The sequence below is a fragment of the Ruminococcus sp. AM26-12LB genome (assembly GCF_003480785.1).
Taxonomy (GTDB): Bacteria; Bacillota; Clostridia; order Lachnospirales; family Lachnospiraceae; genus Blautia_A; species Blautia_A fusiformis.
In genome coordinates this window covers 138093-164624 of the sequence record NZ_QUJX01000009.1, presented here as the reverse complement: position 1 = coordinate 164624, position 26532 = coordinate 138093, and the positions used below count along the sequence as shown (strand labels likewise).

Here is a 26532-nt window from a genome sequence, read left to right as displayed (position 1 = left end):
GTGGGAGAAGCAAGAATCCCCCTGCTTTAGCTGTGGGGAGTGTCAAACAGGTCTGCGCTATGAGGGTGGACGAATGGTGGATATGTACCGTACTCTGGACAGTATCCCGGTTCTTGCAAAAGCAGGCGGTATTCTGGTGATGACCGATGAGATCCGTGGAACAGAGGTGGAAAAGAATCCGGAAAGCCTGAATATCCGGGTATTCCCGGGTGCTGACGGAAGCTTCAGATTGTATGAGGATGACAACGAAACCTGTGCTTACGAAAATGGTGCCTGTGTATTTACGGAAATGGATTATAAGGAAAAGGATCAGGGAGTGTTTACCATTCATCCCGCACAGGGAAAAACAGAGCTGATCCCGGCAAAGAGAGCTTATACCGTGGAGTTCTGTGATTTTGCGAAAACAGGAACAGATACTGTGAAGGTTCTGGTTAACGGAGCAGAGACTGAGGCTGCTGTAAAATATGAAGAGAAGCTTCAGAAGATCTGTGTGGAAGTGGAAGCAGACACAGCGGCAGAGGTGCAGATCATTCTCGCAGGAGAGGTAGCGGATAATCGTATAGAGAAACGTATCTTTGATTTCCTGAACCAGGCAGAGATCGGTTTTGTACTGAAGGACAGATTATATCAGCTGATCACAGCAGGAAAGAAGCTGCCGGTTCTTTTATCTGAGCTTCAGTCCATGGAGCTGGACAAGGATCTTTATGGAGCACTGATGGAGATACTGACTGCGTAAAATATGAATAAAATCGCGTTTCCAAACCATACTATCATTATTATCAAAAGAAAGGATGATCATAATGATATTAAAGGAAAAAGAACGCACAGTGATCCAGGATCTTCAGACACAAGAAAAAAGCTGCATTGAAAAATACGGAAAATACGCACAGCAGGCCAGGGATCCGGAGCTTAAAAGCTTATTTCAGACTCTTCAGAAAAAAGAGCAGGAGCATTACGATTCCCTGAGTCAGGTGCTTTCCGGTACAGTTCCCCAGGTAAACTGCAATGACAGTGACGGCCGTGATTACCAGCCAAAGGCTGCTTACACATCGGTGATGTCCTCAGAGGATAAGGAACACGATGCTTTTCTTGCAACAGACTGTATCGGAACAGAAAAGCTGATTTCCGGAGAATACAACTCGGATGTTTTTGCTTTTGAAGACAGTGGTGTGCGGAAGCTTCTGGCAGATATCCAGGTGGAAGAGCAGAATCATGCGGAGATGCTTTACAAATATAAGACTGTGAACGGAATGTTCTGATATATAAAAAAAGGGAGGATTTCAGTAATGGAATTCTTCCTTTTTTTGTTATATAATCAGGAGAACAGCAGGGAGAAATACTTTCCTGCAAAGAGAGGAGAAATAAATATGAAGGGAACCAGCTGCGAATACTGTGCAAACTATACATATGATGAAGAGTGTGACGAATATTATTGTGATGTCAATCTGGATGAGGACGAATATTATCGTTTTGTGAGCAGTGATTACAAGGAATGTCCCTATTATCGTTCCGGAGATGAATATAAGGTGGTACGTCATCAGATGTGATATAGAGTAACGGAAAAAACAGAGCAGAAGATAATGCGATAAGACAAATGCGGGTTTTCCACGAAAAGGAATGCGAGTTTTGTGGAAAATCTGCATTTTGATGTTTTGATATGTGCAAAAGGCTTCAAATTTGTAAAAATTGGCGTGTTTACATTTGAAAAAAATATCTTTATAATAAAAATATTGGTCTGACAGGTGGAACCTTTATACCATCCAGACGATGATAATGCTACAGGATTTTGTTTGAGACAAAATTTCGGGTAAGCGTCTGACAGACTTATAATAGATTTTTTGATTTGACGGAGGATGTGACAGATTGGATATTATAAAGAAATTCGGGGATATGGTGGGAGAGAGATCCATCAGGGATCCGGAAAAAGCACGAAAACTTCTTCTCACTGGATACCGGCTTCAGGAAAAACGTCTGCAGCTTTTTCCTGACAGGAAGCTTCCGGCTTCGGGACAGTATGTAGCCCGTGTAGTCATGCAGAATATTATCAAAGCCCTTGCAAAACCGGACGATACCGCGCTTGTGAGCATTTTTGTACCGGGAGAGCTTCTGACAGCAGCAGGGATCACTCCGTATTCCGTGGAGGCAATGTCCTGCTTCATCGCCGGAACCAGATGTGAGCAGGCATTTCTGGCACAGACGGAATCAGAGGGCTTTCCGGAAACCATGTGCTCCTATCACAGAGTTTTTTTGGGAGCGTCCATGACAGGATTGGTACCGAAGCCCAAATGTACCATCTACACAAACCTTGCCTGCGATGGAAACATGATGACGTTTCCTTATCTGAAACAGAAATATCAGATCCCGGGCTTTTATATTGACGTACCCTATGAAAAAAATCAGGATTCCATCAGCTATGTTGCAGATCAGCTCCGCGAGCTGAAGAAATTCCTGGAGGATGTAGGCGGGAAAAAAATCTCCGAGCAGTCGGTACAGCGTGCAGTTGCCAACAGCAATGAAGCGGCCTCCTATTACAGCAGCCAGCTTGCCCTCAGAAAGGATCACGATCCGGTGACTTCCCTGACAAATGAGCTGTATGCGATCTTTATGTGTCATCTTCTGGCGGGCTCAGAGGAATCCCTGAAATATACAAAAATGCTTCTTGAGGATGTGAAGAAGGCACCAAAGGGGGAAGGTCTTCATATTTTGTGGATGCATATGATGCCGTTTTTGCAGGAGCCGGTAAAGGATGTATTTAATTACAGCCAGAACGTGCATATCCGTGCCTGTGATTTTGTTGCAGACGGTTTTCAGCGGATGCAGGCCTCGGATCCTTATGAGGCCCTTGCGGAAAAAATGGTCAACTGCATTTACAACGGAAGTGTGAAACAGAGGATCCGGCGTGCCCAGGAGCTGGCCAGTCTTACAGAGGCAGACGGCGGGATCCTTTTTGCGCATTGGGGCTGCAAGGGAACTATCGGAGCTTCCAGCCTGATCAAAAATTCTCTGGAAAACGCAGGACTTCCAACCATGGTCCTGGACGGTGACGGCTGTAACCCGGCCAATTCCAGTGACGGCCAGGTATCCACACGACTTCAGGCATATCTGGAAATGCTGTCAGAAGGTAAGGAGGAAAAACGGTCATGATACATTACGTCTGTAAATATACACCGCTGGAGCTGTTTAAGGGCTTTGGCGAGGAATGTGCGGTTCTTGAGGAAATGCCGGAGAATTTTGAGCTTTCGGACCAGATCGCCCATGCTAATCTCTGTGGCTTCGGAAAATCTGTGATCCAGGCAGTGCTGGAGGGAAAGGTAGAGCAGCTTATTCTTGTTAACTGCTGTGATTCCATGCGTCGTGTGTACGACATTGTGGAAAGTACCGGTAAATGTAAATTTCTGTACATGCTGGACATGCCTCATGAGGATAACGACTGTGAAAAGGTGAAGCTTGCCCAGGGCATCCACCGTCTGAAGAAAGCTTATGAGAAATTTTCGGGGAAAACCTTCGACAGAAGTGGATTTCTGAATGCTTTTTCCCATGAGCCTGTGGATAACCAGCCGTATATCGGTGTTCTGGGTGTCCGTGTCAGCGGCATCCTGGAAAAAATGATCCGGGATAATATCCGCATGGATGTGGAAAACCTGACCTGTACAGGTGGAAGACGTCTTGCAGTGATCCGTGAGGAGCTGGAAAAAATGGAAGACGATGCTATGTTCCTGGCTTATGCGGATGCACTTCTTTCACAGATGCCCTGCTTCCGTATGAACAACAGCACCCGAAGAAACCGGCTGTATCTGGATCCGAACCTGAAGGGGATCATTTATCATACTATTAAATTCTGCGACTATTACGGATTTGAGTATGCAAGCATCAAGCGTGATATCAAGGTTCCGCTTCTGAAGATCGAGACAGATTTTACAAGCCAGAGTGCAGGACAGCTCCTTACCAGAGTGCAGGCTTTTGCGGAGACCCTGGAAGGCTCTGAGGATATGGACCCATCAAAAGGAATTAGCGAGGAGATAAGGAAAAAAATGGAATCAGGAGTTTATTATGTGGCAGGGATCGACAGCGGTTCCACAAGTACGGATGTTGTGATCCTGGATAAAGACGGAAAAATTAAATCGACCATGATCATTCCCACAGGCGGCGGCGCTATGATGAGTGCAGAGAAGAGCCTGGAGATGGCCGTGGAAAAAGCAGGGATCAGGAAAGAAGATATCGTGCGTATCGTTACTACCGGATATGGACGTGCCTATATTGACAGTGGTGATGACAGTATCACAGAGATTACCTGTCACGCAAAGGGAGCCCATTATCTGAATCCGAATGTGCGTACAGTTATCGACATCGGCGGTCAGGATATCAAGGCGATCAGCATTGACGAGAACGGTGCGGTAAAAAATTTCCTGATGAACGATAAATGTGCAGCAGGAACCGGACGATTCCTGGAAATGATGGCCCGTACTCTTGGACTTTCCCTGGAGGAGATGAGTACCCGTGGTCTGGAGTGGAAAGAGAACGTAGTGATCTCAAGCATGTGTACTGTATTTGCAGAGTCCGAGGTAGTTTCCCTGGTTGCCCAGAATAAGGACGTGGCAGATATCATCCATGGTCTGAATGTATCTGTTGCTTCCAAGGTAGGAGCTCTTGCAGCCCGCCTTGGCAAAAAGAATCCGGGGGAATACATGATGACCGGTGGTGTTGCCAGAAATAAAGGTATCATCCAGGCACTGGAGGAGAAGCTGGGTGCGAAGCTTTATATCTGTGATGAGGCACAGCTTTGTGGTGCGCTTGGTGCGGCACTGTTTGCTTATGAGAAGTGTAATGCGGCACGGTGATCAGATCAGACAAGTTGCCTGCGCAGTGAATGCAGAGTGTGAATATCCTTTTGGTCAGGGGCGGCGTGCCCATTCACTGGGCGAACAGCCACAGTTCTTTCGGAAGTACCGGCTGAAGTGGGAGAGATTTGAAAATCCGCACAGCAGAGCCACCTGTTGAACAGGCAGAGCTTCGTTGGTGAGCAGATTTTTGGCTTTTTCCAGACGGAGCAGATTCAGGTCAGCATGAGGGGTACTGTCAAAAAAATTCCGGTAACAGGAATAAAACTGACTTTTTTCGAGATTAGCCATGGCGCAGAGCTTTTCTGTTGTCCATGGCTTTTCGTAATTTGTAAGCATTTCCAGACGGATTTTTTGGAACAGGCTGCAGAGCTCCGAGTCTGCAGACTTGCCTGTATCTGTACTGCGGAGTTCCCGTGAGGCTGTGATCATCAGCTGGCAGAGCAGGGCATACTCGTAGTCCCGGGAAAAAACTTCTCTGTTCAGATATTCATGCTGCAGCTTCTGGATACAGTGATCGATCTCCTGGCAGTCACTGGGGTAAAAAATTTCGTTGCAGGGAAGTCCGAACCGTTTTGCCAGATTTTCTCCGCAGGAAAAATGGACATAACTGTTCCGAAATTTTCGCACAGCCTGATAATGCTGGGGATTTCCCGGAATATAAAAGATGCAGGCATTATCCCGGGTGACAGTAAGCTGATCGCCCAGATAAACCTTCATTGGTGTTTTAAATAAAAGAAAAAGAAAATCTCCGCTTCCCTCCGGCCGGAAAATCCTGTCGTAATCGGAGTTGGAACGGTTGTATTCGCAGAAATTTAAGGTGAAATCCATGAAAATGCTGCGCTCCTTTCATTACGTAGATCAGACAATCCGACTGTGGCATTGTAAAGAACTTTCTGTCTGGAAGTATAAAGTAAAGTGACAGAGGGACGTCCGTCTGGTAAGACTGTCTTTACGATAAATCTTACCGGAAAAAAAGTCAACTGTTTCGGAAGATAATCACTGGTATGGATAGAACAGGATGGTAAAATGAAACATAGAAACGGTTGATTTCCGATCTGTCTGAGAGTGTGTGAGCGAACAGAGGCGTAAGAGCCGGTATATGGCGGAATCGGAAACAGAGTCCAATGCAGTGGCAGGCAGAAAATAATAATTTGCAGGAGGATTTTTACAATGAAAAAAGCGCAGATCATCGTGGACAAATATTTCCTCACCGGAAAAACAGACAAAAGGATCTATGGTTCCTTTATAGAACATCTCGGACGTGCGGTTTATGAGGGGATTTATCAGGAAGGCAGCCCCCTTTCTGATGAGCAGGGATTCAGGAAGGATACTCTGGAACTGGTAAGGGAGCTTCAGGTACCGATCGTTCGTTATCCGGGCGGAAATTTTGTATCCGGATTCCGTTGGGAGGACAGCGTCGGACCGAAAGCTCAGCGTCCGTCCAGACCGGAGCTGGCCTGGGGTGTCATCGAGACAAACCAGTTTGGACTCAATGAGTTTGTGGACTGGTCCAGAAAAGCCGGCAGCGATGTGATGATGGCAGTAAACCTGGGAACAAGAGGACCGGAGGATGCGAAAAATCTTCTGGAATACTGTAACTTTAAGGGTGGTACCTATTACAGTGATCTCCGTAAGGCTCACGGCTATGAACACCCGCATGATATCAAATTATGGTGTCTCGGAAACGAGATGGACGGTCCGTGGCAGATGGGACATAAAACTGCGGCAGAGTACGGAAGAGTTGCAGCAGAGACTGCCCGCCTGATGAAATTTATGGATCCGGAGGTTGAGACTGTTGCATGCGGAAGCTCCAGTCTGGAAATGCCTACCTTTGGCTCCTGGGAGTATACGGTTCTTGACGAGGCTTACGATCAGGTGGATTATCTTTCCCTGCATCAGTACTATGGAAATGCATCGGGAGACACTGCCGATTTTCTGGCAAGCTCCAAGGGCATGGATGATTTTATCTCAGGAGTGGTTTCCATCTGCGATGCTGTAAAAGCAAAGAAGCATGGAAAAAAACAGATCAATCTTTCCTTCGACGAATGGAACGTATGGTACCACAGCAATGAACAGGATAAAAAGCTGGAAAAATGGGTACAGGCGCCCCATCAGCTGGAGGATGTTTATAACTTTGAGGATGCACTTCTTGTGGGAAGCATGTTGATCACACTTCTCCGTCATGCAGATCGTGTAAAGATCGCCTGCATGGCACAGCTGGTAAATGTTATTGCGCCGATCATGACATCCGATACAGGCGCATGGCGTCAGACGATCTTTTATCCGTATATGCTGACAAGTGTGTTTGGAAGAGGAACCGTCCTTAATACACAGGTTCTCACACCTATATATGAAAGCAAGACTTATGGAGAAGCTCCATATCTGGATTCTGTGTGCGTCTGGGATGAGGAAAAGGATACGCTGACGATCTTTGCAGTGAATAAGAGTCTGGATGAGGATATGGAAGTTTCCTGTGACTTGAGACAGTTTGAGGGATATAAGATCATAGAGCATATCGTGCTGAATAACGATAATCTTCAGGCAGTCAATACAGAGACGCAGCCCGAGAATGTAGTTCCTGTAAAAGCCAGTGCAGAATGCTCAAAGCTGGACGGCGGAAAACTGGAAGCAGTTTTTGCAAAACACAGCTGGAATATGATCCGTCTTGCGAAATAAGGGCCGGTGAAGTATAGTAAAAGCAGTTACAGAAAATGTAAATCATGCTACATTATGGGAGGTCTTTTTTATGTACACACCTGCAAAGGAACGCTACGAAACTATGGAGTACAACCGCTGCGGTGAAAGCGGCCTGATGCTTCCGAAGGTGTCTCTTGGATTATGGCATAATTTCGGAGATACTTCTGATTATGAAAACATGAAGCAGCTGTGTTTCACAGCTTTTGACAATGGTATCACACAGTTTGACCTTGCCAATAATTACGGACCTGCCTATGGAAGTGCGGAACGGAATTTCGGCAAGATCCTGAAAGAAGAACTGATGCCATACCGTGATGAGCTGATCATCACAACAAAGGCAGGCTATGATATGTGGGAGGGCCCTTATGGAAACTGGGGCAGCCGCAAGTATCTTCTGGCGAGCCTTGACCAGAGCCTGAAGCGCATGGGTCTGGAATATGTGGATATTTTTTACCATCACAGAATGGACCCGGAGACTCCGCTTGAGGAGACTATGGGGGCGCTGGCAACAGCGGTTCAGCAGGGCAAGGCCCTTTATGTGGGACTTTCCAATTATGATGGAAAAACCTTAAGCCAGGCGGCAGCGATCCTGAAGGATCTGAAATGTCCCTTTGTGATCAACCAGAACCGGTATTCCATTTTTGACAGAACTGTGGAAGAAAACGGTCTCAAGAGAACCACCGGCATTTTGAAAAAAGGTCTGATCACCTTTAGCCCTCTTGCTCAGGGACAGCTGACAGACCGTTACCTGAACGGGATCCCGGAGGACAGCCGTATCCGCAAAGATGGAAGGTTCCTTAAGGAAAGTGTGCTGACGCCGGAGCGTCTGGATCAGATCCGGAGACTGAACGATCTGGCAGCCCAGCGTGGAGAGAAGCTGGCTGATATGGCGCTTGGCTGGCTGCTTCAGCATAAGGAAGTTACCAGTGTTCTGATCGGAGCTTCCAAGCCGCAGCAGATCCTTGATAATGTGAAAGCGATCCACTGTGCACCGTTTACAGCTGAGGAGCTGCGTCTGATCGACGAGATCTCAAAATAAGATTTATATACTTCCTGTTTTACTATGAAAAGTAGTGAAGCAGGGAGTTTTTTATGTCAAAATAATTGTTTAACTGAATTAGGAAAGTTTCCGGGTTACTGTTCACTGGTAATATTCCGCGAGGTGTTTTTTGTGAGCGAAGGTCACAGAAAACCCGAGACATACCGCGCGAATTTATGCGATTAGCATAAATTCTGTGCATCGCGAAGCGTGTTGCTGAGAACGGAGTGAACAGTAACGTCTCCGGCGGGAGTGCAAAGAGCAATAAGCAGTGGAGGTTTGACAACGGGATAGGTGTGTGCTATATTGAAAAACAGAAAAGAAAAGAGCCAGCGGGAGCTTGTGTGACAGGCTGAGAGGAAGATAGATCTTCGACCGTACCTGATTTGGGTAATGCCAACGGAGGGATTGTGATCTGAGAGCGTGTCTCCGTGGAGTTTGCCATGGGATGCGCTCTTTTCGGATGCAGGAATGGAACTGGAATGGTCTGACAATGTGGGAATGTGAAAGTGACAGAGACTGCATGTGGAGCTTCTGCGGCGAGCGGGCAGGAAGGGGAGCGCCTTAATGTCTGGCAGGAGAGTGATATTCCGGAGGATTTTTCCGGAAGGATCATGTAAGCGATGGGAATCCGTGTTTTCGGAGTGAGAGGAAGTAAGGGAACTTCGACCGCCAAAATCTAAGGGCAGACTGCAGCAGACGGGAAGCTTTTGCCCGGATCTGACAGGGCTTTGCCTGATATTTCAGGGAGGAAAAACACTATGGAAAAACAAAGGATGCACACGCTTCGTATGGTAATGCTGGCAATGATGGTTGCGATCGGTGTCGTTATTTCACCGATCCTGAGGATTGAGGGAATGTGCCCCACGGCGCATCTTGTCAATATCGTATGCTCGGTTCTGATGGGACCGTGGTATTCCCTTCTCTGTGCGACCATGATCGGCGTGATCCGTATGATGTTCATGGGAATCCCGCCACTTGCACTGACCGGTGCAGTATTTGGCGCATTCCTTTCAGGTGTGTTCTACAGACTTTCCAAAGGCAAGATCATCTGCGCGGTGATCGGTGAGATCTTTGGAACGGGTATCATCGGGTCCATGGTTTCTTATCCGGTGATGGCATTCCTGATGGGAAGAGGCGGACTGACAGCATTTTATTATACGCCGATGTTCCTTGCAGCAACCACAATGGGAGGATGTGTTGCCTATATTTTCCTGAAGGCTCTGAGTAAAGCAGGTCTTCTGGTGAAATTCCAGGCAGCTTTGGGTTCAAAAACATATGAGACAAAGAATTTTACAACTGCGAAAGCGAATTAAAGAAGAAAAGCCGCTGATCCATTGCATCACCAATCCGATCTCAATCCATGACTGTGCCAACGTGGTCCTTGCAGTAGGTGCAAGGCCGATCATGGCGGAGCATCCGGCAGAGGTGACAGGTATTACGGCATCGGCTGGTGCGCTGATGCTGAATCTCGGGAATATTACCGATGCCAGGATCGAGTCAATGAAGCGTTCTATGAGAACAGCGATGGAAAATAAGATCCCGGTTCTTCTGGATCTGGTAGGGGTTGCCTGCAGTGATCTCAGGCTGGATCTGGCGAGGGAGCTTTTAAGGATCGGTCATCCGGCAGTGCTGAAGGGAAATATGTCAGAGCTTCTGGCTGTTTCCGGGCTGCCGTCTCATGCGATCGGAATCGATGCGGGTGTCGAGGATGCTCTGACTGAGGAAAATATCGATGGAGTCAGTGAAGTGCTTAAGGCTTTTTCCAGAAATAATCAGGCAATCGTGCTGGCTACCGGGAAACAGGATTTTGTTACGGATGGTGAACGGGTTGTTCTGGTACAAAATGGCAGTGCGGCGCTGTCCGGGATCACAGGAACCGGCTGTATGGTCGGTGCACTGACTGCGGCGTTTTTGCCGGGGTGCGAAGATAATATTGCGAAAGAGATGACGGATAGTATAGAGGCAGGTGTCTGGTCTGGCGTTGAGATGGAATTAAATGGGAGATCCGGGAATTATCTGGCTGCGGCAGTGCTTGGTACTGCACTTATGGGTATCGCCGGCGAGGAAGCGGAGAAGATTTCCCGCGGTCCGGGAAGCTTTCAGGTAAATCTGCTGGATGAGATCTATGGGCTTTCGGATCGACAGCTGCTGGATCTGTTGAAGATTGAAATGTACTGAAAAAGAGGGGATTAGGATGGATAGAAAAGATTTGGATGTAACGTTGTATCTGGTGACGGATAGTTCTTATCATACGGAGGAGTCTTTGCTTCGTACGGTTGAGGAGGCTTGTAAGGGTGGCGTGACTCTGGTCCAGCTTCGCGAGAAGAATAAGGGTGGACGGGAGTATCTGGATAAGGCTTTTAAGGTGAAGGAGATCACAGATCGTTACAATGTGCCGCTGATCATTGATGATCGTGTGGATGTGGCGCTGGCCTGTGATGCGGCTGGTGTGCATGTTGGAGCTTCTGATATTCCGGTTGCTGTGGCAAGGAAGCTGATGGGACCGGATAAGATCGTGGGGGCTACTGCCAAGACGGTGGAGGCTGCTGTGAAGGCTTATGAGGATGGTGCAGATTATCTTGGTGTGGGGGCGATTTATCCTACTACTACTAAGGTGGTGACGATCCTTACCAAGGTTTCTACGTTGAAGGATATCTGTGAGGCGGTTCCGATTCCGGCGGTTGCGATCGGGGGATTGAATGCCGGGAATATGGATGTGCTTGAGGGCGCCGGTATGAGTGGTATGGCGGTTGTTTCTGCGATCATGAAGGCGGAGGATCCGAAGAAGAATGCGCGGGAGCTGAAGGAGAAGATTGTTGCTTTGATGGGAAAGTGATTTAGGACATGAGTGAAGAGCAGTGGTGGATTTGAGGTTCATTGCTGTTCTTTTTTTGTTGAAATACGGACGCCCGTGAGGCGTGTGCTGCCTGTCGCCGGGGCTTCGTCGGGGGCTGGCTTCTAGGCTGCCGGAATTCTGCTAAAACCGTTTTCCAAAAGTCCGAACTCGCGTCTTGAAGCCGCTCAGACAGCGGACTTTTGAAAAACAACGCAGATTTCCGCCAGCCAAGAATCAGCTCCCCTCCTGCAGAGTCCGGTGACAGGCAGCACACGCCTCACGGGCTGGTTTTTCAAGGTGGCAGGGGAGGATGGCTGCTCGGGAGTTTGGGTGTAAATGTTGGGTTGAGTGGTCTGCCGGGAATGCGATGAGGCATCAGCGCTGCGCTGGATGCCTGGGAGGAAAGGCTGAGTTTCCGGTTGTCTGAGGCGCTTCGCTGTCGGCTGGTAGAGCGATGTGATATGGTTTATAAAAAATGCCGGTGGATGGTTACTCCACCGGCAGATCTCTGTGTTCTACGCTGGTGGAGAATACGATCTGTGTTTTGGTGCGGCCGAACTGCTGGAGTTCGTTGATGAAGTGGTCCAGTTCCATGGTGGAGCGGAAGGCTACTTCGATGAGCATGGAGTAATCGCCGGTGACGCAGTTGCATTCGATGACGTTTGGGATGGACTGGATGAAGGGATAAAAGTCTTTTTTTTGGTTGGGTTCTACTTCCAGGTTGATGAATGCTTTTATATGATAACCGAGAAATACTGGGTTGATCTGGGCGTGGTAGCCTGTGATCAGCCCGTTTTTTTCGAGGTGTTCGATCCTGGCGGAAACAGCGGGGGATGAGAGGAAGACTTCCTTTGCGATTTCCTTTACCGGGGTGCGGGCGTTTTTCTGAAGCATTTCGATGATCTTTCGGTCGATGTTGTCGAGTTTGTGTTCCATGTAGAATGTCTCCTTTCGATGAAAAATGTTATTTGTAACTGGTACAGAGCTGCGTAGGGAAGTGGATTGAAAATAGGTATTTCTGTATTGATTATACTGCGTGTGTTATCACAACACAAGAAACGACTTAATAAAAATAAGAAAAATAAAAGAAACTCTTAAAAAGATTAATATAAACTATTGAAAAACACGGATAATCATGGTTTTCCCTTAAAAGTATTTACAAGCCACAAAGAAAGTGTTAGTTTCTTAGGCATCAGAAAACAGCTGCTGATAAAAATGAAAATAACAAAATGATTTGAAAACAGCGAATATCCGTCGAATGAAAAAGATGAGATCAGACAGCGGAGCAAATCAGATGTGCACAGGATCAGAAGAAAGAAGAGGGATGATAAAATGACAACAGAAACAAGACTGGAAGCAGATTCGATCGGAACTATGGAAGTGCCTGCAGAGGCTTATTACGGAGTTCAGGCTTTAAGGGCAAAACAGAATTTTCCTATTACAGGTACAAAGCTTCATCCGGTATTTATCAGGAACCTGGCACAGATTAAAAAAGCAGCAGCTATCACTAATAATAATGCAGGGCTTCTTCCGGAGGATAAGGCAGACGCCATTGTCAGAGCCTGTGATGAAGTGATCGCAGGAAAATTGGCTGAGGAATTTATCGTAGATGCCATTCAGGGTGGTGCCGGAACCAGCGCAAATATGAATATGAATGAGGTGATCGCAAACAGAGCCGGTGAGATCCTCGGATGTCCGAAGGGTAGCTATAAAATGGTCCATCCAAATGATCACGTAAACATGGCGCAGTCCACCAATGATGTGATCCCGACGGCCGGTAAGCTTACCGTTCTGGATCTTCTTGCACCTCTGGAAAAAGCATTGGTAAGACTTGAGAAGGAGCTTGCAAAAAAGGCAGAGGAGTTCGATGATGTGATCACCATGGGACGTACACAGCTTCAGGATGCAGTTCCGATCCGTCTTGGTCAGGTGTTCCACGGTTATGCGTCTATGGTTTCCAGAGACAGGAAACGTATCGAAAAGGCTCACAGGGAAATGTACACCGTAAACCTTGGAGGAACTGCAGTGGGAACTGCTATCAACGTTTCCGATTCTTATTTTTATAAGATCGTGCCAAATCTGGAAAAGCTTACAGGTTATCCGCTGAAACAGGCCGAGGACCTTTTTGACGCAACAGAAAATCTGGACGGCTTTGTTGCCGTATCCGGTGTAGTAAAAACCTGTGCGGTGGATCTTTCCAAGATGTGCAACGATCTTCGACTGATGTCTTCCGGCCCGAAAACCGGATTTGGGGAGATCAATCTTCCAGCAAAGCAGAATGGGTCTTCCATCATGCCAGGTAAGGTAAATCCGGTCATTCCGGAGGTAGTAAGCCAGGTCGCTTTCCACATCGTAGGACATGATACCACCATTACCATGGCGGCAGAAGCCGGACAGCTGGAGTTGAATGCTTTTGAGCCGGTTGTATTTTGTAATCTTTTTGAATCCATTACGACTCTGGAAAAAGCAGTGGATACATTGATCGTAAACTGCATCACAGGAATCACCGCAAACCGCAAACACTGCAAAGACCTGATGGAAAGCAGTGCAGGAATCGCAACGGCTCTTTGCCCACATATTGGCTACAAGGCGTCTGCAACCATCGCAAAAACTGCAGTAAAAACTGGCAAGTCTGTCCGGGAACTTGTTCTGGAACAAGGGATCATGACTGAGAAAGAGCTGGAAGAGGTTCTTGATCCGTATCTGATGACAGAAGTCGGAGAAGAGCGGAAAGAGGATGAAGCAAGAAGGAAAGCCTGCTGAGAAAGTTATCTGTACTAGAGCGTGTTTGAAAAAGGCTTTCTGCAAGATGTGCGTCACAATTTGTGGGAGATTTCTCACGGATGAGGGCGCCGTAGCGGGCTACGGCAACCGAATTCGGGTGAAATCTCCCACAAAGTGGGGCGTGCAGATTGCAGGAATGATTTTTCAAACACGCTCTAACGTATGACGGGAACGTCTGATGCAGCAATTCATTTCAGAGCAGCTGAACCTGATGCGGGATTTTAACCGAATCAAGTAAGTCCCCTGCTTCAATTGCGAGGAGCAATAAGCAGTGGGTGGGACTTACTTGTATCAGGAGGGGTACAAGCCCCTCCTGATAAACTGCGGAGCAGTTATTCGGTTATGAGCAAGTAGCGAAAGCGGATTGCGAATATCCGATTGAATGAGATATCAATGAGTACTAAAAGGAGACTTGTCACAGTGCAGGTCTCCTTTTATAATGGAAGAAACGCGATAAGAAAAGAAGGGAAAGATGCATGCTTAAACGAACAGCCATACGGGCACTTTGTAATACAACGGCATATCAGAGAGGCCTTGATATTTACCGTACCGGAAAGAGGATCCAGTCGCTGGATATTAAGTCGGAAGGAGCTGTGGATAAAATATCTGCAGCAGTGAAGGGAAGTGGGCGTAATGTATACAATACAGGCTTTCAGTATGATACAGAAGCGGACCGCATAAAAGAAGCATACTGTGACTGCCCGGCCTTTCGCAGCTATTCCGGGATCTGTAAGCATTGCGTGGCAGTGCTTCTGGAATATGGAGACCGTAAGGCCTATGAGCGTGTGGAAATCCGCAGACAGCAGGATGAGGAACAGAAGCAGGCAGAGTTATTCAGTGGAACAGCATTTCCGGCTGCTTTATCCGGACCAGGGCAGCCTGCAACGAAAACCACCGTTGAGCTGAAAAGCCTCCTTAATCGCCAGCTATACAGCCGTATGCTTCCGTTTTCCGGGGATCCGTATTTTGGCAGGGTGGAGCTGGAAACCTGTCTGAAATTTAATTCTGTGAGAAATTGCTTTACCGTGGAATTCCGTGTTGGCTGTGAGAAAAAATATATCCTCAAGGATGTGTTGGCCTTTGTGTGGAATCTGGATCATAATGAGAAGGTTTCTTATGGAAAAAATCTGGAATTTATCCATTCCGATGAAGCCTTTTCAGAAGGATCCAGAAGCGTGCTGGCCTTTATCCGGGAATGGGTCGAGAATCATCACGGCACTTACATGTCCAGATATGAACAGCTGAAGAATATAGCTGTGGAAAAGGTGAGGGATCTTACCGTTGACAGAAAAGAACTTGAGGATCTGCTTCTTATACTTGGCGAAAAAAGTTTCAAGTTCAAAATGAACAATGATCCGGAGACAACATGGCATTCTGTCAGAGAAATTCCGGACAGGACGCTGATGATCCGGAAGAAGGATCAGGGGTTATCTCTTGAGATCGCGCCGGTATACAGTGTGACAGGCATACGGTATCATATGTATTTTGATAATGCGAAGGTATATCTGGTTTCCAGGCAGGAGCTTGGAGCAGTGGAGGAATTTGTTACCTGTCTGGAGCGGCTTCCTGCAGGCCGAGGCTTTATTGATGAACCGGATGTGCCTGCGTTTGTGCGTGAGCTACTTCCTTCCCTGAAAAATTTTTTTCACTGTGATCTCAGGGATTTCCCGGAAGAAACAGGTCTTGAATGCTACAAGGCTGCATATGAGATCTATCTGGATGCACCAGAGCGTGACTGGATCACCTGTAAGGCATTTTCTGTTTACGGGAAGGATAAATTTTCGGTTTTTGACCGAGATGTGTCTGCCCGCACCAGGGATATTCCGGGAGAGCTTGGTGTGTTTGCGCTGCTGTCAAAATATTTTAACGGATATGATGACCAGCGGATGGAGCTGGCATTGGATTGTCGTGCCGAGGAACTGGAATCTTTGTGCAGGGAAGGTTCAGGGAAGCCCGACAGTGTGAAAGCTTCCGAAGAAAAGCTCTACCAGCTTCTTACTGAAGGGATCCCCGCCATGCAGAAAGTTGCAGCTGTCTATATTTCCCAGTCCATCAAACAGATGCGGGTGACAAAGCTGCCAAACATCCGTCTTGGCGTTTCTCTGTCAGCCGGACTTCTGAACCTGGATCTGGATGTGGAGGGGATGGATCAGGCGCAGCTTTTTGATATTCTTTCCAGGTACGATCGCAGGAAAAAATATTTCCGCCTGAAGGATGGCAGCTTTCTGGATGTTTCCGATGGTCAGCTCAGGGAGCTTTCTGCTCTGAAAAATGGACTGCAGATCAGTGATCGTGAACTGAAAAAAGGAAAGACTCAGGTTCCGGCCTATCGTGCTATGTATCTGGACAGTCAGCTGAAGGGCGGCGATCTGATCAAGGTAGAGAAGGACAATGCCTTTCGTGCGTTGATCCGGAACATGCAGACAATGGAAGAACATAAATTTCAGATTCCCAGGGAGCAGGAAAAAATCCTCCGGGGCTATCAGAAAGAGGGCTTTTACTGGATCAAAACTTTGAAGCATAATCAGTTTGGAGGGATCCTGGCAGATGATATGGGACTTGGAAAAACCCTCCAAGTGATCACATTTCTCTGGTCAGAATTTCAGAAATCTGCGCCGGGAGAAAACAGACGTGCCCTTGTGATAACGCCTGCTTCGCTGGTGTTTAACTGGATGAACGAGATCGAACGTTTTGCGCCGGGACTTCCGGCTACCGTTGTGACTGGTGATGTGAAGGAGAGGAAAGCACTGATCAAAAATGCGGGAGAACGGGAGGTTCTGATCACTTCCTATGACCTTCTGAAACGGGATCTGAAGGCTTATCAGAACCTGGATTTTGCTGTGCAGATCATTGATGAGGCGCAGTATATCAAGAATCACGGAACTCAGGTGGCAAAGGCTGTGAAGGAGATCCGGTCGGAATTCAGGCTTGCGCTGACCGGTACACCGGTGGAGAACAGGCTCAGTGAGCTGTGGAGTATTTTTGATTTTCTGATGCCGGGATTTTTGTATTCTTATGAGAAATTCCGCAAGGAAATAGAGCTTCCAGCTGTGCAGTACAGCAATTCCGATGCGATGGAGCGTCTGCAGAAAATAATCCGTCCTTTTGTGCTGCGGAGATTGAAGAGGGATGTGCTGAAGGATCTTCCGGATAAGCTGGAAAAAGATATGTTTTCCCCGTTGGAAAGCGAGCAGAAGGAGCTGTATGAGGCCCATACGGAACGGCTTCGCCTGATGCTTGGGATGCAGTCGGATGCGGAGTTTCGCACTTCTAAACTGCAGATCCTTGCAGAGATCACGAGGCTGCGGCAGATCTGCTGTTATCCGGGACTGGTATATGAAGGATACAAAGGGAATTCTTCCAAGCTGGAGATGTGCATGGAGTTGGTTCAGAATGCGGTGAATGGCGGACATAAGCTCCTGTTGTTTTCCCAGTTTACTACCATGCTGGATGTGCTGGCTGTCCGTCTGAAAAAAGCAAAGATTTCTTTTTATATGCTGACGGGGGCTACTTCCAAGGAAAAACGTGCGCAGATGGTACAGGCATTTAATGAGGACGATACTTCTGTTTTCTGCATTTCTCTGAAAGCAGGAGGAACAGGCCTGAATCTTACGGCAGCTGATATTGTGATCCACTACGATCCATGGTGGAATCTTGCTGTGCAGAATCAGGCAACAGACCGTGCCCACCGCATCGGTCAGCAGAACGTTGTCAGTGTCTACCGCCTCTTTATGAAAGACACCATAGAAGAACGAATCCGGGCTCTTCAGGAAAGAAAACGGGAACTGGCTGATGAGATCTTAAGCGGCGAGGGAATCGGCCAGGCTTTGATCAGCAGAGAGGAAGTACTGGAGCTGCTAGGCAGGTAAAATTCTTAACTGAATCAAGTAAGTTCCCTGCTTCAATTACGAAAAGCAATACGCGGTGAGGGGACTTGCTTGTATCGGGAAGAATGTAGGCTGTGAATATCCGCCTGACTCAACAAAAACACCCCCGATGGAAATCGCGTGTGTAAATCACATACGATATCCGTCAGGGGTGTTTTATTTAAAGTTTTATTTTATGCAAAAAACTTATCGTACAGACCAAAGAAGAAGATAAACAGAATGATCAGCGGCAGGATATAAGTGATGTATCCGCGCATCCATTTCCGGATCTTCATGCCTTTTCCGGTGTTGGCTTCTTTTGTGAAGTTTTCCCAGCCCCAGCCCCGTTTGGAAACACAGAAAAGCAGGTATACAAGAGAACCAAGCGGGAGCAGAATGTTGCTTACCAGAAAATCTTCAAGGTCGAGAATTGCGCCGCCGAATACCTTGAGCCAGTCCCAGGACCATACATTGTATCCAAGTACGCATGGCAGAGACAGAAGGATGATGGCGATGGCATTTACAAGACTGGATTTTTTTCGGCTCCAGCCGGTAAGCTCCATACCGCAGGAAATAATATTTTCAAATACAGCCAGGATGGTAGAGAAAGCTGCAAATGACATAAAGATGAAGAACAGGCTTCCCCACAGTCTTCCAAGCGGAATGTGGTTGAAAATATTCGGCAGTGTGATGAAGATCAGGCTCGGTCCGGAAGTCTGGTCAACATTGAATGTGAAACATGCCGGGAAAATAATAAGTCCGGAGGTGATCGCAACAAAAGTATCCAGAAGCGCAATATTCATGGATTCACCAAGCAGTGCATGATCTTTTCCGATGTAGCTTCCGAAGATAGCCATAGCACCGATACCAAGGCTGAGAGTAAAGAATGCCTGGTTCATAGCACCGGTAATGGTAGAAATAATACCGATTTCTTTCATACGCTCGAAATCCGGGATCAGGTAGAATTTCAGTCCCTCTTTGGCACCATCCATGGTAAAACTGTTGATGGCAAGAACAACCATGATCACCAGAAGAGAGATCATCATAACCTTGGTAACTTTTTCAAGGCCGTTCTGAAGACCGCGGGAGCAGACAAAAACACCTGCAATAACAACAACGATCATCCAGAATCCCATAGTAACGGGCTGGCCAAGCATGTTGGTAAACTGTCCTGCAACACCGTCGGAATCAAGTCCCTGGAATTTACCGGTGGCTGTCATATAGAAGTAATTCAGCATCCAGCCTGTAACAGTGGTGTAAAACATCATCAGGAGATAACATCCGATCAGAGTGATATATCCATGGATGTGCCATTTCTGTCCTGGTTTTTCCAGTGCGTAATATGCTTTGACAGGACTCTTCTGGCTGGCACGTCCAACAGAAAACTCCATAGTCATAACAGGAAGTCCAAGAAGGGCCAGGAAGATCAGGTAAAACAGTACGAATGTGCCGCCACCGCCCTGTCCGGCCATGTAAGGGAATTTCCAGACGTTTCCGATTCCGATGGCACAGCCAGCAGAAATCAGAATGAATCCCAGACGGGATCCAAGTTTTTCTCTTTCTTTCATAACTCACCTCATTGTTGCAGTTTGGTAAACTGCTATTTGTATAAAGTCGCAAGTTTTATCTTAACACATTCCTCGATATTGCACAATAAAAAGAACTTGCATTTTGCATAAAACATATGTTAAAATAAAACATTATTTTAACAAGATAAAGTGGTGGATCGTTACACTTTAAAGAAATAAAAACATCAACAGAATCTGAATGTCCGCTTTAATAACTATTCTCTTCAGTCAGGGATACGAAATTTTTCGGAGAGATCCCGTAATATTTCCGGAAACATTTACTGAAATATCCGGAATCAGAAAATCCGCATAAAGAAGCTACATTTTGAATGGAAGGGCTGTCTTCCAGAAGAAACTGTCTGGCTTTTTTCATGCGGCAGACATTGATATATGAGGTAAGTGTAACTCCGGATTCCTGACTGAATACAGTAGAGAGATGCTGGGGATTGACAAAAAAATGGGAAGCAATGGTTTCAAGACGAAGATCCGGCTGATTAAAATTCAGACAGATATATTCCTGAACCTGGGATACAAGAGCTGACTTCCGCGGATTTTTTTCATCAGCAAGAGAATCCAGAACTGCCTTGCAGGTAGACTGGAGCAGTTGTTTTAACTGCAGGGCACTCTGGCAGTTCTGGTAAGTATTCAGGGCGTTTTCCAGAAGAGGAAAAAGCGTTTCACGCTGACTGCACTCCGTGATAAAACCGTCAAGTACAGTAAGAAAAGCAGCAGCTACACTCCAGGTCTGCCGGATATGGATTTTTTTGGTGATGATATCGTTGAAATATTCATCAATATATTTACAGAGAGCCGGTGAATTTTGCTGGCGCAGAAAGATCAGGATATCATTATAAACCAGAGGCTTTAATGTAAAATCACCGGAATGGGACTGGGGCGTGAAATAAAGAAATCCGGAAGAAGACGCAGTTCTGTTATGAAAAACAGAAAGAGCCTCTTCATAGGAATAGCGGATTCCTTCCACGCCTTCATGAGGTGTTCCACAGCAGAAAAAAGTGGAAATCTGTGCGATATTATCATATATCCCGGCAAGTCTGAGACAGGATTGTTCCAGATCGGTAAAAGAAAAATCAGAGCTTTTTTCCATGATGATATACTGTCTCATCTGAGAATAGTCAATGTAAATAAGCTCTTTGCACACAGGCTGTAAGATTTCCCTGCATATATTTTCCAGGATGGTGTGGAGCAGAGAAAAATCACCTTTTTCATCCCATATTTCCGGATTGGCATTGTGGATCTCCATAAGAATGGTAAGATAATCGGAAGTTTTATGAATCGGAATTTTTTCCAGATCATCCGGGGAAATGGTTGTTCCGCTGATCACCTTCTGGAAGAAATTAAGCTGCATTTGCCGTGTATACAGATCGCGGAACTGAAAATAATTATTCACATAACTGTTTCTGGAATTTTCCTGATCGATCTCGTCACTTACTTTCTGGAGTGTCTCCATAAGCTCCCGGTGATCCAATGGCTTCAGGAGGTATCCGCGGACCTGAAGAGAGATGGCTTTTTTGGCATAGTCAAAATCTTCGTATCCTGTGGAAAGGATGAACCTGGTATGACAGTCTGTTCCAAGAGCTGCGATCATATCCAGACCGCTCATAACCGGCATGGATATATCCACAAGGGCAATATCGGGTTTAACATTTTCAATAAGCCGGATTCCGGCCTGTCCGTTATTAGCTTCCCCTGCAATGTTATAAAGGTTTTGTTTTTCAAGAAAATTGATCAGAGATTTTCTGAAAAAAACTTCGTCGTCAATAATTACAAGTGTTTTCACTTTATATTTCCCCCTCGATCAGATTTTTGTCAGGTATTACTATGGTTACAGTGGTTCCCTTTTCAGGTGAACTTTCGATGGTAAGTCCGTAATTCTCACCGTAGAGAAGAGCAATCCTGTGGTTGATACTTGGAAGCCCGAAAGAATGTCGGGCAGTTTTGAAGTCTCTGATAGAACGGTTAAGTTCGGCAAGTTTTTCCGGCGGGATACCGGAACCATTATCAGAAACAGAAATACAGATGGTACCATTTTTGATAGAAACAATTAAGTGAATATGGCATATCTGGCTGGTAAGTCCGTGGACAAAAATATTTTCCACAACAGGCTGTATGGTCAGCTTGGGTATCTCTGCCCCATGATCCTCCCAGGACGGCTCATAGGTGATCTCGTAATCAACAAAATCCATATACCGCAGATTCTGGATATAAAGATACTGTTCTGTAAGAAGCAGCTCCTGGCGCAGAGGAATGATAAACTGTCCCTTTGAAAGAGAGTTTCTGTAGAAAGATGACATGGAAGACACTGCTTTTACTGCAGTATCATTCATGTCAAGTTCTATGAGAGACTTGATGGTGTTTAAAGTATTATAAAGAAAATGGGGATTGATCTGGGACTGTAAAAGACGTATTTCCATTTTCTGTTTGGCATTTTGTTCCTCATAGATATCGTTAAGTAATGTCTGGATCTTCTGCATCATAAGGTTAAACTGGTTATAGAGAACTGCAAGTTCATCATTTGAAGAGTAACTGGCAGAAATATTCAGCTTTCCGGCAGATGCAGATTTCATTTTTTCCACAAGTTTCTGTATAGGTGCGGTGACAGTACCTGTACATAATATGGAAAAAAATACAGATAAAATAAACACTACAATGCTGATCAGAAGAATGTTGTGCAGGATCACCATATGATCCAGAGTCAGGCTTTCCAGAGGAATCAGGTTGATCACATTCCAGTTTAGGTCAGGATAGGATTTGCAGATAAAAAGAGTGTCAGTGCCGTCTACGGAAAAAAACTGCCTGTCGGTTTCTGTCAGGGTTTTATAATTCTCTGAACTGATTTTTGTATAGGATGAGAAGTCTTTATAAATACCTCCGGATGAAGAAGAGGAAAGTATCTGTCCATTTTCATCAGTAATATAGAAATCCCTGGAAGAGCTGTCCGGAAGGTCGCGGAATGCAGAGGAAATATTTGTTTCTCTGATCAGAAGGACCAGGGCGCCCAGATATTTGGTGTTATCAATGTTTGTAATACTTTTTAAGGCTACAAAGGTTGGTTCCCCACTTATCTGGAAGGGTCCGAGAAACTGAAAGGCCAGATTAGTCTGAAGGCTGTCAAGGACTTCGGGACCTAAAATGGAATCAAGCTGATCTGTTTCTGTGGTACTGCTGTGAAACCAGTGGTTTTCTGTATCCAGGATATCCCAGGCATAGATGTTTTTGTGAAGTCCGATGATACGCTGGGCCTGGTCTGTAAGCTCGGAATTTACCAGAAAATGTTCCAGTGTGTTTTCGGGAACTGTGGGATTTTCTTTTAAAACATCGGCGATATTGCTGTTGATGGAAAGGGTGATGGCATAGTTTGATATATTATCGATCTTTTCTCCAAGGTTGCTGGTGATCAGGGATAGCTGCTGCTGACTGGAAAGTGCGGCACGCTTGATCAGTACTTTTTTGGATGCAGTATAAAAAAACACGGAAGTAAGCATGAGTATCAGAGAACTGAGCAGCAGATATGTAATAAAAAGCCTGCGTTTCAGACTGATTCCTAAAAATAAGTGAAACACCTTTTTTTTCAGATTTTCTATCATGGAATCCCCCCTCTGGTTTTATTGGCTACATTATATAATAAGGGAAAAATTCTCACAAGTGTGGGGGAAAGATTGGAGAAAATATTCCAGGTACAGCGAAGATTTTCCATGTATTTTTCCGGACGGATTTAATATAATGGTCTCATCGATAAGGAAAGCGGAACAAAATATTCAATCCGGATGAATAGAAATGTACCAAAAGGAGGACGAAAATGAAATTAAAAAAAGTGATGGCTGCTACACTTGCCACAATGATGTGTCTCTCTTCATTCAGCATGATGAATGTGTGGGCAGATAAAAAAGAGGATTCCGAACCACTTGTGATCAATTATATCAGTGCCAGGGGCGAAACAGATGCGGCACTGAAAACATTGAAGAAGCTTGCAGAAGATTATAAAAAAGATCACCCGGATTTTGAATTCAATGTAGAGTCTATTGCAGACAGAGAAACATATCTTCAGAAGATCAAGATCCTTGCATCCAGCAATGAACTGCCGGACTGGTTTGACGCAGATCCGGAGGCATTTTTTGAAGGACTTTGCAAAAAGGATCTGATCTACAGTGTGGATGACCTTTATGATGAACTGGGTATCAAAGACAAGTTCTTTGATATTGCACTGAATTATCCGAAACTCAGTGACGGAAGCAATTACCTTATGACCTGGCAGGGAAATGTAGAGTATTTCTGGTATCACAAAGACATGTTTGAAAAAGCCGGAATTACTGAAACACCTCAGACACTGGAAGACCTCTTGGATGTGTGCAAGAAGCTGAAAGATGCGGGAATGACCCCGATATCCGCAGGAAATTACGACATGATCATGCGTTATCCTGCATTTAAGGCTTTCAGACTGGAAGGAAATGACTTCATTGACAATGCAAGAATGGGAAAAGAAAAATTTAATTCTGAGACAGGTATCGCAACAGCCCAGTATACACAGGATATAGCCCAGTATTTCAGTGAAGGATGGACAAGTTCAGATACTACCGCACAGATGGATCTGTTTCTGAACAGTGGTGCGGCAATGTTATACACCGGAACATGGGATACACCGGATCTTGTAGATGATGAGGGAAATCTTAAAGATGACATTTCCATGTTCAAACTTCCTGTAGACAGCGAAGGAACCGCTACAGGAGAAAATGATTACTATGCGAATTGTGGAATCGGAACTGCCATTCTCAAGGATTCCATGAGTGATGAGATGAAAGATTTCATCAGTTATGTATGGGATAATTTTGCTGATACGGCAATGTATGAGTTCAATATGCTTCCATCCATGATGCCAAGTGATTCGGAGAAGCTTCCGGAGCTTACACAGCAGATTTTAAGTGATCTTGAGAACTGCGGCACTTTTGCCCAGTGCTGGGATGTTCGTCTGGATCCTTCTACAAACGAGGTTTACAGAAAAGAGTTGGCAAGCCTTGGAATGGGAGAATCAACTCCTGAAGAGTTCTGCGAAAACATGGACAAAGCTGTAGAACAGTATGCATCTGATTATTTTGACACTGAAGAATAACTGAGAGAATACGCAGATGCGGAATTTTATCTGCATCTGCGTATGAAAGGGGAGAGGATATGAAGCCCAGAAATAAAATCCAGCCTTTACCGTTTGTTCTTCCTGCACTGTTCGTATATATTCTTACTGTTATCATCCCAATTCTGTGGTCAATGGGTTACAGCCTTTTTTCCTGGAATGGAATCGGTGATATGAAGTTTATCGGACTGGAAAATTATGTGAGGATGTTTCAGGATGAGACATTTCGTGAGGCTGTTGTAAATAATCTTAAATTTGTTGTATTGGGAAGTTTGTTCCAGTTATGTGCAGGACTGATCCTGGCAATTTTGCTTACACATATTTCCAAAGGTGGAAATATTCTGCGGGTTATTTATTTTATTCCATGTATCATTTCATCTATGGCGATCTGCCAGATTTTTTCCAAAATGCTTTCTGTCCAGCCCCAGGGCCTGGTTTGCTATGTGATGGAAAAACTGGGAATGGAACCTATCGCTTTGCTGGCAAATTCCCATACAGCGCTGATTACCATAACCCTGATCGATGGATATAAATACTGTGGTCTGTACATGATCATTTTTTATTCCGCATTTGTATCCATATCAAAGGATGTGATCGAGGCATCTACAATGGATGGCTGCAATGTTTTTCAACAGTATCGTTACATAAAGCTTCCACTGGTGAAAAATATATTCAGCATTGTCATTGTAATGCTTGTAAATGGTTGTCTGAAAACCTTTGATGTATTCTATATTCTTGACAATAAATCCAGATCAACAGAGATGGTGGCAACTTATATGTATAAAACCGCTTTTAATTCGGCTGACTTTGGCTATGGAAGTACATTGTCCGTTTTTCTGGTCATTGAATGTCTGGTAGCAGTAGGGATTATACAGAAATGCCTGGGATCGGCGAAAGGAGATGGGTCAGAATGATAAAATCAAGAAAAAATATACCTATTCGTGCTGTGTTCTATGTAGTGATCCTTATTTTTGTCATGATACAGGTCTACCCTATTTTCTGGGTTATCTGCTCCAGTCTGAAAACACCGGATGAAATGACATATACTGCACAGTATGCCCTGCCATCAGGATTTTATCTTGGAAACTATATCAGCGCACTGACGATCTCATCCATTCCAAGATATTTTCTTAACAGTACGGTTGTGGCAGTTCTCACACTTCTTGGCATCGTAGTCCTGGGATGCCCGGTTGCATTTGTGATCAGTAAGGTAAAGGTAAAATATGCCAATGCACTGATGGCATTTTTCCTGTTTGGAATGATGGTGCCTATTTTTTCCTGCCTTGTACCCATGTTCCAGATTTATAACAGGATCGGACTGAGAAATACATACTGGGCACTGGTGCTTCCGCAGATCGGGTTCGGACTTCCAATGTGTATCTATCTTTACACCGGATTTTTTAAATTTATGCCGGATTCTCTTCTGGAAGCGGCAGTTATTGACGGTGCCACAATGGGAACCACATTCCGCAAGATCGTGGTACCTATGGCTAAAAATACTACAATGACAGTTCTTACATACAATTTTGTTTTTGTATGGAATGAATTTACCTATGCCAATACGTTTATCTCATCTTCTGATATGAAAACTCTGCCAATTGGCCTGAATGACTTTGTGGGGCAGTTCGGAAGAGTGGACTGGGGAAGTACATTTGCGGCGATCGTAATATCGATCCTGCCTACACTGATCGTGTATTTTATCCTTAACAGGAACATAATCGAAGGTATGGCTGCAGGTGCGGTCAAGAGTTAGGA

The 26532-nt window shown here is 45.6% G+C and carries 21 protein-coding genes, 1 pseudogene and 1 riboswitch; of the genes and pseudogenes, 16 read left to right on the top strand and 6 right to left on the bottom strand.

Features of this window, described 5'->3' with window-relative positions:
* From DW694_RS08660 to DW694_RS08640, 5 genes are all read left to right on the top strand, one after another.
* Positions 1–736: DUF5110 domain-containing protein (locus DW694_RS08660; RefSeq protein ID WP_207664237.1), on the top strand; the 736-nt coding region annotated here is incomplete at its 5' end.
* Positions 737–800: 64 nt separating this feature from the next.
* Positions 801–1259 (top strand): ferritin-like domain-containing protein, encoded by a 459-nt coding sequence (locus tag DW694_RS08655; RefSeq protein ID WP_044961927.1) that lies wholly within the window; start codon positions 801–803, stop codon positions 1257–1259.
* Positions 1260–1367: 108 nt separating this feature from the next.
* Complete coding sequence (locus DW694_RS08650) at positions 1368–1547, top strand: DUF6472 family protein (protein ID WP_015526328.1); 180 nt, start codon at positions 1368–1370, stop codon at positions 1545–1547.
* Between the two features lie 316 nt (positions 1548–1863).
* Positions 1864–3144, top strand: a complete 1281-nt coding sequence (locus DW694_RS08645; protein WP_118609117.1) for a 2-hydroxyacyl-CoA dehydratase family protein — start codon at positions 1864–1866, stop codon at positions 3142–3144.
* Positions 3141–4838: an acyl-CoA dehydratase activase gene (locus tag DW694_RS08640; RefSeq protein ID WP_118609116.1), complete on the top strand. Its 1698-nt coding sequence runs from the start codon at positions 3141–3143 to the stop codon at positions 4836–4838. Before DW694_RS08645 ends, DW694_RS08640 begins: the two co-directional genes overlap by 4 nt.
* A gap of 54 nt (positions 4839–4892) precedes the next feature.
* On the opposite strand, the gene DW694_RS08635 is transcribed toward DW694_RS08640, so the two are convergent.
* Positions 4893–5669, bottom strand: a complete 777-nt coding sequence (locus DW694_RS08635; protein ID WP_110103609.1) for an AraC family transcriptional regulator — start codon at positions 5667–5669, stop codon at positions 4893–4895.
* Positions 5670–6011: 342 nt separating this feature from the next.
* On the opposite strand from DW694_RS08635, the gene DW694_RS08630 reads away from it, so the two are divergent.
* The 5 genes from DW694_RS08630 to thiE all read left to right on the top strand — a co-directional run bounded on the left by DW694_RS08630 (position 6012) and on the right by thiE (position 11416).
* Positions 6012–7517, top strand: coding sequence for an alpha-N-arabinofuranosidase (locus DW694_RS08630; protein ID WP_118752863.1), 1506 nt, complete (start codon positions 6012–6014; stop codon positions 7515–7517).
* Between the two features lie 70 nt (positions 7518–7587).
* On the top strand, positions 7588–8577 hold the full coding sequence (locus DW694_RS08625) for an aldo/keto reductase (RefSeq protein ID WP_059086650.1): 990 nt from the start codon (positions 7588–7590) through the stop codon (positions 8575–8577).
* Between the two features lie 322 nt (positions 8578–8899).
* Positions 8900–9002, top strand: a riboswitch (TPP riboswitch).
* Between the two features lie 336 nt (positions 9003–9338).
* Positions 9339–9893 (top strand): energy coupling factor transporter S component ThiW, encoded by a 555-nt coding sequence (thiW, locus tag DW694_RS08620; protein WP_015526323.1) that lies wholly within the window; start codon positions 9339–9341, stop codon positions 9891–9893.
* The gene (locus DW694_RS08615; protein ID WP_118609114.1) at positions 9856–10758 is read left to right on the top strand and encodes a hydroxyethylthiazole kinase; all 903 of its coding nucleotides are present in this window, start codon (positions 9856–9858) and stop codon (positions 10756–10758) included. The genes thiW and DW694_RS08615 overlap by 38 nt, the downstream gene beginning before the upstream one ends.
* Before the next feature lie 16 nt (positions 10759–10774).
* Positions 10775–11416 carry a thiamine phosphate synthase gene (thiE, locus tag DW694_RS08610; protein ID WP_015526321.1) on the top strand — a complete coding sequence of 214 codons (642 nt, stop codon included), beginning with the start codon at positions 10775–10777 and terminating at the stop codon, positions 11414–11416.
* Between the two features lie 489 nt (positions 11417–11905).
* Here the strand turns inward: thiE and DW694_RS08605 are convergent, their stop codons facing one another.
* The gene (locus DW694_RS08605; protein ID WP_021652217.1) at positions 11906–12352 is read right to left on the bottom strand and encodes an Lrp/AsnC family transcriptional regulator; all 447 of its coding nucleotides are present in this window, start codon (positions 12350–12352) and stop codon (positions 11906–11908) included.
* A 396-nt stretch (positions 12353–12748) separates the two neighbouring features.
* On the opposite strand from DW694_RS08605, the gene DW694_RS08600 reads away from it, so the two are divergent.
* Positions 12749–14179, top strand: a complete 1431-nt coding sequence (locus DW694_RS08600) for an aspartate ammonia-lyase (protein WP_118752862.1) — start codon at positions 12749–12751, stop codon at positions 14177–14179.
* Here DW694_RS08600 and DW694_RS17435 read toward each other — a convergent pair.
* A pseudogene (locus tag DW694_RS17435) lies at positions 14079–14288 on the bottom strand (DUF6783 domain-containing protein); the annotation flags it as partial. The gene DW694_RS08600 and the pseudogene DW694_RS17435 overlap by 101 nt on opposite strands.
* Between DW694_RS17435 and DW694_RS17430 the strand changes: the two are divergent.
* Positions 14226–14366, top strand: a complete 141-nt coding sequence (locus tag DW694_RS17430; RefSeq protein WP_353615809.1) for a DUF6783 domain-containing protein — start codon at positions 14226–14228, stop codon at positions 14364–14366. The pseudogene DW694_RS17435 and the gene DW694_RS17430 sit on opposite strands and share 63 nt — an antisense overlap.
* A gap of 310 nt (positions 14367–14676) precedes the next feature.
* On the top strand, positions 14677–18069 hold the full coding sequence (locus DW694_RS08590) for a DEAD/DEAH box helicase (RefSeq protein ID WP_118752860.1): 3393 nt from the start codon (positions 14677–14679) through the stop codon (positions 18067–18069).
* Between the two features lie 191 nt (positions 18070–18260).
* Here DW694_RS08590 and DW694_RS08585 read toward each other — a convergent pair whose 3' ends face one another.
* The 3 genes from DW694_RS08585 to DW694_RS08575 all read right to left on the bottom strand — a co-directional run bounded on the left by DW694_RS08585 (position 18261) and on the right by DW694_RS08575 (position 23239).
* A complete protein-coding gene (locus DW694_RS08585) occupies positions 18261–19634 on the bottom strand; it encodes a sodium-dependent transporter (RefSeq protein ID WP_021652213.1) in 1374 nt (457 codons plus the stop codon).
* 208 nt (positions 19635–19842) lie between these two features.
* Positions 19843–21432, bottom strand: a complete 1590-nt coding sequence (locus DW694_RS08580) for a response regulator (protein WP_118752859.1) — start codon at positions 21430–21432, stop codon at positions 19843–19845.
* A 1-nt stretch (position 21433) separates the two neighbouring features.
* Entirely contained in the window at positions 21434–23239 is a 1806-nt protein-coding gene (locus DW694_RS08575) for a sensor histidine kinase (protein WP_118752858.1), read from the bottom strand.
* Positions 23240–23451: 212 nt separating this feature from the next.
* Between DW694_RS08575 and DW694_RS08570 the strand changes: the two genes are divergently transcribed.
* Genes DW694_RS08570 through DW694_RS08560 form a run of 3 tightly spaced genes read left to right on the top strand, consistent with a single transcriptional unit; the run spans position 23452 to position 26530 of the window.
* A complete protein-coding gene (locus tag DW694_RS08570) occupies positions 23452–24759 on the top strand; it encodes an extracellular solute-binding protein (protein WP_092069690.1) in 1308 nt (435 codons plus the stop codon).
* 59 nt (positions 24760–24818) lie between these two features.
* Entirely contained in the window at positions 24819–25691 is an 873-nt protein-coding gene (locus DW694_RS08565; RefSeq protein WP_015526310.1) for a sugar ABC transporter permease, read from the top strand.
* Positions 25688–26530 carry a carbohydrate ABC transporter permease gene (locus tag DW694_RS08560; protein ID WP_021976595.1) on the top strand — a complete coding sequence of 281 codons (843 nt, stop codon included), beginning with the start codon at positions 25688–25690 and terminating at the stop codon, positions 26528–26530. The genes DW694_RS08565 and DW694_RS08560 overlap by 4 nt, the downstream gene beginning before the upstream one ends.
* The last annotated feature ends 2 nt before the right edge of the window (positions 26531–26532 follow it).

Excerpts from the sequence above, each read along its gene's own strand:
- DW694_RS08655 (WP_044961927.1), top strand. The coding sequence starts at position 801 with ATGATATTAAAGGAAAAAGAACGCACAGTGATCCAGGATCTTCAGACA.
- DW694_RS08650 (WP_015526328.1), top strand. The coding sequence starts at position 1,368 with ATGAAGGGAACCAGCTGCGAATACTGTGCAAACTATACATATGATGAA.
- DW694_RS08640 (WP_118609116.1), top strand. The coding sequence starts at position 3,141 with ATGATACATTACGTCTGTAAATATACACCGCTGGAGCTGTTTAAGGGC.
- DW694_RS08635 (WP_110103609.1), bottom strand. The coding sequence starts at position 5,669 with ATGGATTTCACCTTAAATTTCTGCGAATACAACCGTTCCAACTCCGAT.
- DW694_RS08630 (WP_118752863.1), top strand. The coding sequence starts at position 6,012 with ATGAAAAAAGCGCAGATCATCGTGGACAAATATTTCCTCACCGGAAAA.
- DW694_RS08625 (WP_059086650.1), top strand. The coding sequence starts at position 7,588 with ATGTACACACCTGCAAAGGAACGCTACGAAACTATGGAGTACAACCGC.
- thiW (WP_015526323.1), top strand. The coding sequence starts at position 9,339 with ATGGAAAAACAAAGGATGCACACGCTTCGTATGGTAATGCTGGCAATG.
- DW694_RS08615 (WP_118609114.1), top strand. The coding sequence starts at position 9,856 with ATGAGACAAAGAATTTTACAACTGCGAAAGCGAATTAAAGAAGAAAAG.
- thiE (WP_015526321.1), top strand. The coding sequence starts at position 10,775 with ATGGATAGAAAAGATTTGGATGTAACGTTGTATCTGGTGACGGATAGT.
- DW694_RS08605 (WP_021652217.1), bottom strand. The coding sequence starts at position 12,352 with ATGGAACACAAACTCGACAACATCGACCGAAAGATCATCGAAATGCTT.
- DW694_RS08600 (WP_118752862.1), top strand. The coding sequence starts at position 12,749 with ATGACAACAGAAACAAGACTGGAAGCAGATTCGATCGGAACTATGGAA.
- DW694_RS17430 (WP_353615809.1), top strand. The coding sequence starts at position 14,226 with ATGTGCGTCACAATTTGTGGGAGATTTCTCACGGATGAGGGCGCCGTA.
- DW694_RS08590 (WP_118752860.1), top strand. The coding sequence starts at position 14,677 with ATGCTTAAACGAACAGCCATACGGGCACTTTGTAATACAACGGCATAT.
- DW694_RS08585 (WP_021652213.1), bottom strand. The coding sequence starts at position 19,634 with ATGAAAGAAAGAGAAAAACTTGGATCCCGTCTGGGATTCATTCTGATT.
- DW694_RS08575 (WP_118752858.1), bottom strand. The coding sequence starts at position 23,239 with ATGATAGAAAATCTGAAAAAAAAGGTGTTTCACTTATTTTTAGGAATC.
- DW694_RS08570 (WP_092069690.1), top strand. The coding sequence starts at position 23,452 with ATGAAATTAAAAAAAGTGATGGCTGCTACACTTGCCACAATGATGTGT.
- DW694_RS08565 (WP_015526310.1), top strand. The coding sequence starts at position 24,819 with ATGAAGCCCAGAAATAAAATCCAGCCTTTACCGTTTGTTCTTCCTGCA.
- DW694_RS08560 (WP_021976595.1), top strand. The coding sequence starts at position 25,688 with ATGATAAAATCAAGAAAAAATATACCTATTCGTGCTGTGTTCTATGTA.